Below are 11,355 nucleotides of genomic sequence, written 5' to 3' on the forward strand. Positions count from 1 at the left end.
GCCGAATGGTTTCATTCGCTCGCGCAATGCAGAGGGCCTGATCGAGACGGTGGAAATGGCGATTGCCGATCCCGGCGCCTACGCCCCGAAACTCCCGAAGCGCCAGCATAATCCCCAGACGCCGCCCGGCGCGCCGGAAATGCTGAAAGTGCTGCTGAAGGCGGTTAGTGACGACATCAATGTGGTCCCGCGGCTGATCGCCAATGCGGCTGATATCGAAAGGCTTGCGCGCGGGGAAACGTCCGAGGAAATCCCGGCGCTGAATGGCTGGCGGCGCGACGTGTTCGGCAAGAAGGCCCGCGCACTGCTGACAGGCGAGCTGGCCCTGTCGTTCCAGGACGGGCAGGTGCGACTGTTCGAGCCGAAATCCTAGCTCGCAGCGCTCACCTCGCTTGCAACGGAAACCTGCGCCTCCAGATCGAGAATCGAGGCGAGCTGGTTCAGCCGTTTCTCCACCGTGGAGGAGACCATGTCCTCGCTGCCTTTGCGGACATCGAGATGCAGTTTCGACTTGGTAGGCCGCAGCCGGATCTGGTCCAGCAGGGGCGCCGAGCGGCCTGAATAGATCGCGCCGAGCCGCATGGCAGCGCCCAGAACCCGGGCGAGATGGTCATCAGACTCCCGCCCGAGCCGCGCAAACGCTTTCGGCCTCTGGAATTTGTGTGTGTAGCGGGCCCCGATCGCATGGGCGAGCATGACACGTTCCTCATGGCTGACGCTCCTGATCGGGGAGCGCAGGATGAGATAATACGCCATGTCAGCCCGGTGATCAGGATGGAAGCGCGCGCCGCAATCGGCCGTCAGGCAGGCAGCCCTGAATATTCGCTGCCGGTTCGCCGATTTCGGCAGGACGGGCGCCACAAAGTCATAGAGCGCCAGACCAAACTCATATTGGGGCCGGCCAAGCCGCAGGAAGGCGGTTATCCCGTCCATGAGCGGATCGCCGAACGGGCGCTCGATGCCTTCAAAAAGCGGGCGTTCCTGCTGATCGAATAGCACGCCATCGCGAAGACCGTTGGCAGACACGATGACTTCCTTGAACTCCCCGTAATCGAACACTTCATCGAGGACGAGCGCCGCATGGACAATCGTGTCGAACCGGCGCCCAACAATCGAGGAGACGCGCGAGGCCATATCCTTGTCGCGCTGTATGGAGAGGATTTCCCGCGTCACACTGCGGATCGCCTGACCGGACATCCGGTAGCCGTGCAAGATACCGAGCGGATAGGCGGTCAGGTCCATATGCACGCTGGCAAGTGCCCGCCAAGAGCCACCCACCGCATAGAGCCGCTTGGCGCCCGACGAGAGGATTTGCGAGTGTTTGAGAAGCTTGCGGATCGCCTTGCGGTGATCGCTGATCTTGGTGCCGTCAGACATGGAGAGCGAGAATGGGCCGAGCGGATGGGTCTCGCCGCGCCCGTCCTGTCCGGCGGGCGTGATCCGCTGGAATTCGAGGCTGGACCCGCCAAGGTCGCCGACGACGCCGTCGGCCATGTCGAAGCCGACTTTTACGCCGAGCGCAGAGAGGCGGCCTTCATCGGCGCCGCTCAGAATACGCAGCTTGGCCCCCAGTACCGTCGCGGCGCGCCGCGCAAAGTCCGGTCCATCCTCGGCCTCGCGCACCGCAGCGGTGGCAACAGCGATGACGCGGTTGACGCCGAGGCCTGTCAGGATGGCGCGGTACCGGCGAAGTGCTGCCAGAGCTTTCTCGACGCCGTCCTCGGACAGTCTTCCGGTTTCAGGCAGGCCGCGCCCCAGACCGGCGAGAACTTTCTCATTGAAATAGGGAAGCGCCGCAGACCCGGTAACTTCGTAAATGACAAGGCGAACGGAGTTCGATCCGATGTCGACGACGGCAGACTTTTCCGGGGGAATAGCGCTAGGCATTCAGCTTCTTGCTTCGCTTTTTCGGGGCAAGGCGCGGCGGCAGGCTAACGACCAGAGCATTCCCGCGGCCAGACAGGCTCGGATTCTCCATAAAATAGCGGTGCGCACTGAAGCCGTCGCCGCGTTCTGGGGGCCGCAACCGGTAAAAATTACCGTCGCTGTCCATCTCCCAGCTCTGCTCGTCATCATTGAGATTGGCGATCATGATCTGGTTCAGGACCTGGCGGTGCACAGTGGGGTTCTCGATCGGCACGAGAGCTTCAACGCGCCGCTTCAGATTTCGCTGCATCCAGTCGGCAGATGAGATGAAAACTTTTGCCTTGGTCGATGGAAGATTGTCGCCATTCGCAAAGCAGACGATACGCGAATGCTCCAGAAAGCGGCCAATCAGGCTTTTCACCTGTATATTGTCCGACAGGCCAGGCACTTGCGGGCGCAGGCAGCAGATGCCGCGTATGACGAGATTGATTGGCACGCCGGCTTGGCTCGCGCGGTACAGCGCGTCGATCACATCGCCATCGACCAGCGAATTCATCTTCGCCCAGATGCCGCTCTCCTTGCCGGCCTTTGCCGCTTCGGCCTCCTTGTCGATCATCGCGACGAGCTTTTTCTCAAGCGTGCGCGGTGACATGGCGATCTTCTCGAAATCGGGGGCGTTTTCAGGCGGTTCGCGGTAGGCGGTGATGTAGTTAAAGAGCCGGTTCGCATCACGGCTGAGGGCCGGATCAGCGGTGAACAGCGAGAGATCTGTATAGATGCGGGCGGTGACCGGGTGGTAATTTCCCGTGCCGAAATGCGTATAGGATTGCAGTTTCTGGCCTTCACGCCGCACGACGAGCGAGACTTTGGCGTGGGTCTTGTAGTCGATAAAGCCATAGACGACCTGCACCCCTGCCCGCTCCAGATCGCGCGCCAGCCTGAGATTGGTTTCCTCGTCAAACCGGGCCTTGATCTCGACAAGCGCCGTGACGTTCTTTCCCATCTCGGCCGCTTCCATCAGCGCCGACACGATGGGCGAATTGAGCGTTGTGCGGTAGAGCGTCTGTTTGATCGCGATCACATCAGGGTCGAGCGCAGCCTGGCGAATGAACTGCACCACAACATCAAAGGATTCGTAGGGGTGGTGGACGATGAAGTCCTTGGCCCGGATCGCCGCGAAACAGTCCCCGCCCATCTCGCGGATGCGTTCTGGATAGCGCGGCTCATAGGGTTTGAACTGGAGATCGGCCCGGTCTTCGATGATGAGTTCTGCAAGGCTTTTCATGCCGAGCAATCCATGCAGGATCATCACGTCGCGCGGCTCGGAACCGATTTCGCGCAGGATGAAGTCGAGCAGCGGATCCGGCGCGTCGCCATCAATATGAATGCGCACGATCCGCCCCCGCCGGCGCTGCTTCAGCAGAATCTCGAATTCGTGGATGAGGTCTTCGGCTTCTTCCTCGATCTCGATGTCGCTATCGCGAACGATGCGGAAAACGCAGTGCCCGCTTGAGCTGTAGCCCGGAAACAGCATGTCCATGAACAGCGCAATGACGCTTTCCAGCCGCACAAAGCGGATCCCGGATTTCGCCTTGTCCGGCAGGCGAATGAAGCGCGGCGAGAATGCCGGCATCGGCACCAGGCCGACCATGGCCTCCCCGCCGGCCTGTTCAGGCACGAGCTGAAAGGCGACGGCAAAGCCGAGATTGGGGATGAAGGGGAATGGATGGGCCGGGTCGACCGCCTGCGGCGTCAGGATCGGAAACACATTTGCTGAAAAATGATCCCGCAGCCATTTCACGTCCGATTTGGAAAGCTCCCGCATCCTCAGGACGTGAACCTTCTCATCGGCGAGCAGATCACGCAGCTCTTTCCAGCAGGACTGCTGGGCTTCCATCAGGGAGGCGGACTGTTTCTCGATAGCCTCGACCTGCTGGCCGGGCGTCATCCCGTCCTGGCTGACGCGCGTCACGCCGGCCCGGAACTGTTCGCGCAGGCCCGCATAGCGGACCATGAAAAATTCATCGAGATTGCTTGAGGAGATCGACAGGAAGCGTAGCCGCTCCAGCAGCGGATGGGAAATATTGTGCGCTTCTTCCAGAACCCGCTCATTGAATTTGAGCCAGGACAGTTCGCGGTTCAGAAAGCGCTGCGGACGGGACATCCACTGACTGACCGTCATCTCTTCAGTGTCGGCAGTCTGGCCCATCAATTGTCCTCTTCGTCAAATAGCGAGCGTGTCCCATCCATCTCGTCCAGCACCAGCCGCGCAAGAGGAATGGTTACCTCACGCCCATCTATCATCTCGTGAAGATTTTCAACGAAAGTTTCAATCGCGCCATAGCTGCGCTCGAGCCGTGCGAGAAGGTAGGTTTCCACTTCGCGCGGCAATTTCAGGAAGCGGCGTTTCATCGCCTGTCGCAGCCGGATCGACACCATCTCGTCATCCGGCGCGCCAAGCTCGATCAGCGTCATCGCTTTCAGCCTGGACGCAAGGTCCGGCGCCCGGACCTTCCAGCGGGCCGGCGAGGCATTGCCTGTGAGCAGGACCGACCCGCCGAACCGGGTGCAAAGATTGATGATCGACAGAAGGTTGTCTTCATTCCTGACAGCCTCGCCAAGATCGATCGCGACGGGCCGGGCAGAGAGCTTTTCGATCTTCTTGTGAGAGAGCTTGTCAAACGACTTGGCCGAAATGACCTCGCCGTCTGCATGCCGCGCCCAGGCCTCAGCCGATGTCGTCAGCCCGGATTTTGGCGCGCCGACGAGTGCAAGCGTCGGTGTGCGCCAGTCCGGCCAGCGTTTGAGGACCGCGATGGCCGTCCGGTTCGATGAGGTGACAGCGAGTGTATCGAGCGTCGGCGCGGCTTCTGGAAAATCCAGGTTTAGCTGCCTGCTTTTTCTGGGCTTGTCGTCTGACGGGGTCACTCTTCACTCAAAACGGGCATCTGCGAGACTGCAGATGTCATAACCCACCCTGCCCTGTCAGGGTCAAGTGTCACGCCGCGCTCGCGCAGATTGCTCACCAGTCTTTGCTGGTCGCCGGCATAGGCGAATTTGACGACAGCGCCCTCTTTCGAAAGCCCCTCGACCGCAAAATCGAAAATCAGGGGCGAGCGGGCAAGCGCGGTGCGCAACGTGTTCCATTCGACCAGCGAGGTGAAGAATACGGTCGATCGGCCTGGTGTGCGTTCGGTCGAGCGGACAATCGACTGGTCCTTCCAGATCGCGTCCAGTGTCTCTGCCGCCGCGTTTGCAGCCTCCTCCGTCGTCGAGACGATGGATGTGGACCCGAGGTCGGTTTCACCGGCGGCAGTGACCGAAACGAGATTCACGCGATAGGCACCCGGGCGCCCGCCCAGCACAGCCTTGATGGCACGCCTGGCGCTCGCGGACTCCACGTCGGGGCGCAGGCTAAACCAGTCTGACTGCGGCGTTACCGAATAGCTGCGCGACACAACAAATGGCGCCAGACGACCCGTCGACTGGTCCGGCCAGGCTGCAGACCAGGACGCACTGTCGAACCGGTCCGACACCGGAAAGATGACCGCTTTGGGCGCTGCGCTGTCGACATAGGGAATGGAGCGTTCTTCCAGGAAGCTGCGGACCATGACCGGATTGTAGACGATGGCGAGCTTGCCGACATAGCGCCCGCCTCCGCGTACCTCTTCTTCGACATCAACAGCAGCCGCAAGCCGGTTGGCCGTTTCCGCATCGATGCTGCCGGATGGAATCTTGCCGACCCTGTCTTCGGCCAGCGTCAGCCTGTCGATCAGCCTGTAGGCGCCCTTGATGCGCGCGGATGCAAAGGCTTTCTGCTGGGCTTCGATCACTGTAGCGGCGCGCTCATCGACGGAGATGTCACGGATCGTATAAATTTCGCGGGTCTGCGCATGCGCTTGCGCGCCAAATCCGGCGAAGACAAACAGAGCTGTAATCAATATCCGAATCATCTCTCATGCCTTTCTCGAATCCGTCCCGCCCTACCTAGCAGGCCTCTTGTGTATCTGAAACCGCTTCTTGGCTGGCAGAAGCATGACGCTCATGCTAACGCGCTCAACCCATGACGACCAAAGACCAAACTCCGCTTTCTTATAAAGACGCCGGTGTCGATATTGAGGCAGGCGAACGGCTTGTTGACGCCATTTCACCGATGGCGAAGGCGACGCGCCGCGCCGGTGTCATGGGCGGCCTCGGTGGTTTTGGCGCACTATTCGACCTCAAACGGGAAGGCTGGAAGGACCCTGTGCTGGTCTCCGGCACAGACGGGGTCGGCACCAAGCTGATGCTCGCCTTTGAGACGGGCATTCACCACACGGTCGGGATAGACCTGGTCGCCATGTGCGCGAATGACGTGCTCGCCCAGGGCGCCGAGCCGCTTTTCTTCCTCGACTATTTCGCCTGCGGCAAACTTGAAGCCGGCATCGCTGAAGCCGTGATTTCCGGCATTGCGAAAGGCTGCGAGCAGGCCGGCTGCGCGCTTGTCGGCGGCGAGACGGCCGAAATGCCGGGCATGTATCCGCCGGGCCATTACGATCTTGCAGGCTTCGTCGTCGGCGCTGTCGAGCGCGAGCAGATCCTGCCGCGCTTTGATAACATCACCGCTGGAGACATGCTCATCGGCATTGCCTCATCGGGCCCCCACTCGAATGGCTATTCACTGATCCGCCGCATCGTCGAGCGCACAGGTCTTGCCTGGGATGCAACGTCGCCGTTTTCGAATGAAACGCTAGGCGAAGCCTTGCTGGCCCCGACTCGCCTGTATTCGAAAGCGGCCCTGCCGCTTATTCGCGGCGGCAAGATCAAGGGTCTTGCCCATATTACCGGCGGCGGTCTGACGGAAAACGTCCCGCGCATGCTGCCGGACAGCATGAACGCCAAATTCGACCGCAAGAGCTGGCATGTGCCCGAGGTCTTCAACTGGCTGCAGGCAGAGGGCCGTGTCGCCGAAGACGAAATGCACCGCACCTTCAATATGGGGATCGGCCTCGTCTTCGCCGTGGCACCAGCCGATGCCGACGCCGTGCTCGAAGCGCTGAAATCGCTGGGCGAGACCCCTGTTATTATCGGCGAAGTCCAGGCGGCGTGAAACGGCTGCGGCTCGCCGTGCTGATCTCGGGACGAGGCTCCAATATGGAGCGCCTCCTCGAAGCCGCCGCCGCGCCTGACTATCCCGCCGAAGCCGGTTTGGTTCTTTCAAACAGACCCGACGCCGGCGGGCTTGAAACGGCGAAGGGATGTGGCATCGAAACAGCGACGGTTCCGCACAAGGATTTCGCATCCCGAGAGGCATTCGAACGCGCCATGGACGAGACCTTGCGCGCCCATGACATCGAAATCGTCGCGCTGGCTGGCTTCATGCGGGTGCTGACACCATGGTTCGTGACCCGGTGGCATCGCCGCATGATCAACATTCATCCGTCTCTTCTGCCGAAATATCCCGGGCTCAACACGCACGCCCGCGCCATCGAAACCGGCGACAGCGAAGCGGGCTGTTCGGTCCATTGGGTGAGTGAAGGTGTCGACGAAGGCGATGTGATCGCGCAGGCGCGCGTTGCTGTCCGGCCGGATGACACCCCGGAAACCCTGGCGGCGCGGGTGCTTTCCGAAGAACATCGCCTCTATCCGCAAGCGCTACGGCGCGCCTGCGAGATTATCAGGCGGCATTGAGCAGTCTGAAACTTGCGAGGAAGGCGCGAAGGAACACGTCGAGCGACGGATGATCGGCGTACTCGCCTGCTTTGCAGGTCCGCGCCACAGTCTGAATATCATTGAGCTGCCGGATCTGGCGGGCCTCAAGGTCATCAGCGATCTTGTAAGCCATCGCCCATTCGGCAAAGGCTCGCTCGACCACCGGTTCATCAAACAGAACGCGGCAATCTGTATGGCGCCAGTCTCGCTCAATGCGGGCATAGGTTTCGCTGACGGCCTCGTCCGGACCTTCGAGAACCTGAAGGAAAACGCTGTCATGGAACACTAACAGGCCGGTCATGTCGGCCTTGCGATTGTTTTCGCGCGAGACCGTCAGGATATCTTTGATATGGGGCGGTTTCAGATTGTGCCGCGCGCTGCTCAAATAGATGATGCGTTTCATGACTGGCGACTCTTCTGCGTCTTTGAAGACATATTCTGAGCAGATGCTGGTTAAGACAGCTTTACCAAAAAATAGGGGCTCCACCATCTGCGGCAGAGCCCCTTTGAGCCGTTAACGGCTGATATCGGTTCGCGCCTAACCTGTAATGTCAGCGAGGCTGAAGAATTGCGCGATCTCGATCGCCGCATTCTCTTCGCTGTCGGAGCCGTGCACCGAATTCTCGCCAATCGATTTCGCATAGAGCTTACGGATCGTGCCCTCATCTGCCTCTGCAGGATTGGTCGCTCCCATCACATCGCGGTATGCTTTGATGGCGTTCTCGCCTTCGAGCACCTGAACGACGACCGGGCCGGAGGTCATGAAGTCGACCAGCTCGCCGAAGAACGGGCGTTCCTTATGCACGTCATAGAAACGCTCGGCCTGGGCGCGCGTCATCAGGATACGGCGCTGACCGATGATGCGCAGGCCGGCTTTCTCGATAACAGCGTTGACCGCGCCGGTCAGGTTCCGCTCGGTCGCGTCCGGCTTGATAATGGAGAATGTGCGTTGGACAGCCATGCTTGGCTCCTTTGAAAACTTGTTGAAAACGCTTGGCGCGGCCTATAGCGGGGCAGTGCTTTGGGGGCAACAGCTACTGACACGAAGCCTTCAGTTGGTTAGTGTAGACCGCTCAGCTCGCGCTGAAATCAGAAAGGACAGGCCCGATGATCGGAATTCTACGCATGATGATCGCCCTCGCAGTGCTGATCTCTGCGGTCTACGCCGTGATCTGGCTGTGGACCGGCACGCTGCCCGATTATGGCGTCGAAATTCTCGGCACGCTCGGCATCATCACGGCTGTGTCCCTGGTGATCCTGCTCCTGTCCAAGCCCGCCAAAGGGCCTTCGGGTCCCTAGCCTGCTTCTTTCCAGCCGCCTTGCTGAGTCTGCTGGAAGTACCTGGTCGTTAGCCCTGCATCGGAGGCCGCCTTGTACAGTGTCCGCGCCTTGGTTCGCACCGGCGCATCCCCATCATCGAACATCACCATGCAGCGCTCATAGGGCGCATCCACCGGCAGGTCCGCGCCATCCATCAGAAGTGCGACAGCTGCCGCATTCAGATTATCACCCTTCTCGGCGATCAGCACAGGTTGTTTCGATGGATCGAGCCCTGCCGCCTCGGCCTGGCCATGTGGCAGGAAGCTCTGATCGTCATAGGTCCAGAGCGCGGCATCAAGCGCGCCCCGGCGGCGGACATCGGGGCTGACAGCGAGCACGCGCCAGCCCCGTTCCAGACATTTCTCAAGCAGGGGCCCGGCCGCCTGTTCAAGCGTCGTGCGCTTCAGATGGTAGAACCACCATTCAGGCTTGCCGGGCTCGCTCAAGACTAGCCCTCGTAATTGTCAGCGATCCAGCGATCGAGCAGACGCGGGCCGAAGCCGGAGGCCCAACTTGGATCGATCGGGGATTTGTCACCCTCGACCCAGGCCACACCGGCAATATCGAGGTGCGTCCATTTCTGGCCGTCGCGGATAAAGCGTTTGAGGAATTGCGCGGCCGTGATTGAGCCTGCAGCCCGTCCGCCAATATTGCGCATATCCGCAAATTTCGATTTGAGCAGCTTGTCATACTCAGATCCGAGCGGCAGGCGCCAGACGCGCTCGCCGGATTCGAGACCCGCCTTTGTCAGCGCGTCGGCCATGCCGTCATCATCGGTGAACAGACCGGCATGATGGTGGCCGAGCGCGACAACGATAGCGCCTGTCAGCGTGGCAAGGTCCACGATGGCCTCTGGCTTGTAGTACTCCTGCGCGTACCAGAGCACATCCGCGAGGACGAGACGGCCCTCGGCGTCGGTGTTCTGGACCTCGATCGTCTGACCGGAGGCCGATTTCAGGATGTCGCCGGGCCGGATCGCATTGCCGTCCGGCATGTTCTCAACGAGGCCAACGAGGCCGACCACATTGGCTTTCGCCTTCCGCATGGCAAGCGACAGCATCGTACCGACCACAGCGGCAGAGCCGCCCATATCGCCGCGCATGTCTTCCATGCCCGGCCCGGGTTTCAGCGAGATACCGCCCGTATCGAAGCAGACACCCTTGCCGACGAGCGCGACCGGTGCGTCGTCCTTGTTGCCGCCATTCCATTTCATGATGGCGAGCTTGGATTCCTTGACGCTGCCCTGCCCGACGCCGAGCAGGGAGCCCATGCCGAGCTTTTCCATCTCCGCTTCGCCAAGCACTTCAACTTCCAGGCCGTGTTCCTCAAGCTCCTTGATGCGGTTGGCATAAGTCTCGGGGTAAAGATCATTCGGCGGAAGGTTGACCAGCGTGCGGGCCAGCGCCGTTCCAGCTGCAGCCGCGGCGTAGTGCTTGTAGTCTTCCCCGGCCTTGCCAGCCTCAGACAGAATGAGCGTGACCTCTTCGAGGCTCGGCTTGTCATCGTCTTTCAGCTTGGTGAAATAGTCATCAAACCGGTACGAGGCGAGTTCGGCGCCCTGCGCCGCGCGCGTCGCTGTATCGACGTCTTCGACGTGCAGCGCGAGTGATTTGAAGCCGCTTGAGCCCTGCGACTTGACGAGCATGGCGCCGATTCTCTCTTTCTTGCGGGCATCACGGTCAGCAGCCTTACCGCCGCCAATCAGCACGGCCCGGCGCGAGGGCGCGCTCTTGGGAAGAACGACATAGGCCTGCTGGCCAAGCTTGCCGGTGAAGCGCTCCTGGGCGAGGGCTTCAGACAGAAGTCCGCCAGTTGTCTCGTCCAGTTTCGCCGCTGCCGCGGGCAGCTTTCCATTCTCGTCAATAACAAAGGCAGCGATCTCTGCATCGGCCTGTTCAGCAAATTTGATTTTCATGAATAAACTCCGTTTGTTGCCGAAACTAAGCATCGACGCGCGCCAATCAACTCGCTAGGCAAGGCGCAGCGCAAAAAATAGCACCTGAAACCCCTATGAATCGCGTCCAGAGCTATCTTTTCAAACAGGTCTTTCGCTCTGTCGTCGTGATTGTGGGCGGCCTGACCTTGCTTGCTATTCTCGCGCAAGGGCTCTCGCAGACCGATCTGATCGTCGAGAACCGCCAGTCGGCAATCACCTTTTTCTATGTCGTCGCCCTCGGCTCGCCGCAGGTCATCGCACTGCTGACACCGCTCGCCATCTTCGTCGCGACGATCTGGTCGTTGAACAAGCTGCACCGGGACAATGAGATCGTGGTCGCCGGCGCGGCGGGCATGACACGCTGGCAGATCGCCTCGCCGATCATCCGGCTGGCCGTTCTGGCGGCGCTGGCCCACCTTGCCGTCAATCTATGGGTTCAGCCGAGCGCGCAGCGTACGCTCCGCGAGACCGTCACCCAGGCGCGCGCCGACCTTGCGACTTCTCTTGTCCGGCCCGGTCAGTTCACGTCAGCGGGAGAGGAC

The 11,355-nt window shown here is 60.7% G+C and carries 12 protein-coding genes and 1 pseudogene; 5 read left to right on the forward strand and 8 right to left on the reverse strand.

The window, feature by feature from the left end; all coding sequences use genetic code 11:
• Window positions 1–373: pseudogene (locus WA989_RS10185) on the forward strand (ribonuclease D); the annotation flags it as partial.
• On the opposite strand, the gene WA989_RS10190 reads toward WA989_RS10185, so the two are convergent.
• Genes WA989_RS10190 through WA989_RS10205 form a run of 4 tightly spaced genes read right to left on the reverse strand, consistent with a single transcriptional unit; the run spans window position 370 to window position 5,807 of the window.
• On the reverse strand, window positions 370–1,887 hold the full coding sequence (locus WA989_RS10190) for a Ppx/GppA family phosphatase (protein WP_424340388.1): 1,518 nt from the start codon (window positions 1,885–1,887) through the stop codon (window positions 370–372). The pseudogene WA989_RS10185 and the gene WA989_RS10190 sit on opposite strands and share 4 nt — an antisense overlap.
• Complete coding sequence (locus WA989_RS10195; RefSeq protein ID WP_424340389.1) at window positions 1,880–4,075, reverse strand: RNA degradosome polyphosphate kinase; 2,196 nt, start codon at window positions 4,073–4,075, stop codon at window positions 1,880–1,882. Before WA989_RS10195 ends, WA989_RS10190 begins: the two co-directional genes overlap by 8 nt.
• Window positions 4,075–4,794 (reverse strand): hypothetical protein, encoded by a 720-nt coding sequence (locus WA989_RS10200; RefSeq protein WP_424340390.1) that lies wholly within the window; start codon window positions 4,792–4,794, stop codon window positions 4,075–4,077. The genes WA989_RS10195 and WA989_RS10200 overlap by 1 nt, the downstream gene beginning before the upstream one ends.
• Window positions 4,791–5,807: a hypothetical protein gene (locus WA989_RS10205; protein ID WP_424340391.1), complete on the reverse strand. Its 1,017-nt coding sequence runs from the start codon at window positions 5,805–5,807 to the stop codon at window positions 4,791–4,793. The genes WA989_RS10200 and WA989_RS10205 overlap by 4 nt, the downstream gene beginning before the upstream one ends.
• A gap of 122 nt (window positions 5,808–5,929) precedes the next feature.
• On the opposite strand from WA989_RS10205, the gene purM reads away from it, so the two are divergent.
• Window positions 5,930–6,955: a phosphoribosylformylglycinamidine cyclo-ligase gene (gene purM, locus WA989_RS10210; RefSeq protein ID WP_424340392.1), complete on the forward strand. Its 1,026-nt coding sequence runs from the start codon at window positions 5,930–5,932 to the stop codon at window positions 6,953–6,955.
• On the forward strand, window positions 6,952–7,536 hold the full coding sequence (purN, locus tag WA989_RS10215) for a phosphoribosylglycinamide formyltransferase (protein WP_424340393.1): 585 nt from the start codon (window positions 6,952–6,954) through the stop codon (window positions 7,534–7,536). The genes purM and purN overlap by 4 nt, the downstream gene beginning before the upstream one ends.
• Here the strand turns inward: purN and WA989_RS10220 are convergent.
• Complete coding sequence (locus WA989_RS10220; protein WP_424340394.1) at window positions 7,523–7,960, reverse strand: BLUF domain-containing protein; 438 nt, start codon at window positions 7,958–7,960, stop codon at window positions 7,523–7,525. The two genes, purN and WA989_RS10220, sit on opposite strands and share 14 nt — an antisense overlap.
• Before the next feature lie 135 nt (window positions 7,961–8,095).
• Entirely contained in the window at window positions 8,096–8,518 is a 423-nt protein-coding gene (gene ndk, locus WA989_RS10225; protein WP_424340395.1) for a nucleoside-diphosphate kinase, read from the reverse strand.
• Between the two features lie 146 nt (window positions 8,519–8,664).
• On the opposite strand from ndk, the gene WA989_RS10230 reads away from it, so the two are divergent.
• The gene (locus WA989_RS10230; RefSeq protein ID WP_424340396.1) at window positions 8,665–8,856 is read left to right on the forward strand and encodes a hypothetical protein; all 192 of its coding nucleotides are present in this window, start codon (window positions 8,665–8,667) and stop codon (window positions 8,854–8,856) included.
• Here WA989_RS10230 and WA989_RS10235 read toward each other — a convergent pair.
• Entirely contained in the window at window positions 8,853–9,323 is a 471-nt protein-coding gene (locus tag WA989_RS10235) for a DNA polymerase III subunit chi (protein WP_424340397.1), read from the reverse strand. The two genes, WA989_RS10230 and WA989_RS10235, sit on opposite strands and share 4 nt — an antisense overlap.
• Before the next feature lie 2 nt (window positions 9,324–9,325).
• On the reverse strand, window positions 9,326–10,792 hold the full coding sequence (locus tag WA989_RS10240) for a leucyl aminopeptidase (RefSeq protein WP_424340398.1): 1,467 nt from the start codon (window positions 10,790–10,792) through the stop codon (window positions 9,326–9,328).
• Window positions 10,793–10,887: 95 nt separating this feature from the next.
• Here WA989_RS10240 and WA989_RS10245 point away from each other — a divergent pair.
• Window positions 10,888–11,355: LptF/LptG family permease (locus WA989_RS10245; RefSeq protein WP_424340399.1), on the forward strand; the 468-nt coding region annotated here is incomplete at its 3' end.

The organism is Henriciella sp., assembly GCF_049649345.1.
In the GTDB taxonomy this organism is placed as follows: domain Bacteria; phylum Pseudomonadota; class Alphaproteobacteria; order Caulobacterales; family Hyphomonadaceae; genus Henriciella.

Bases quoted from the DNA above. Each gene is read 5' to 3' on its own strand.
- WA989_RS10230 (WP_424340396.1), top strand. From the start codon at position 8,665: ATGATCGGAATTCTACGCATGATGATCGCCCTCGCAGTGCTGATCTCT.
- WA989_RS10190 (WP_424340388.1), bottom strand. From the start codon at position 1,887: ATGCCTAGCGCTATTCCCCCGGAAAAGTCTGCCGTCGTCGACATCGGA.
- WA989_RS10195 (WP_424340389.1), bottom strand. From the start codon at position 4,075: ATGGGCCAGACTGCCGACACTGAAGAGATGACGGTCAGTCAGTGGATG.
- purM (WP_424340392.1), top strand. From the start codon at position 5,930: ATGACGACCAAAGACCAAACTCCGCTTTCTTATAAAGACGCCGGTGTC.
- WA989_RS10240 (WP_424340398.1), bottom strand. From the start codon at position 10,792: ATGAAAATCAAATTTGCTGAACAGGCCGATGCAGAGATCGCTGCCTTT.
- WA989_RS10220 (WP_424340394.1), bottom strand. From the start codon at position 7,960: ATGAAACGCATCATCTATTTGAGCAGCGCGCGGCACAATCTGAAACCG.
- ndk (WP_424340395.1), bottom strand. From the start codon at position 8,518: ATGGCTGTCCAACGCACATTCTCCATTATCAAGCCGGACGCGACCGAG.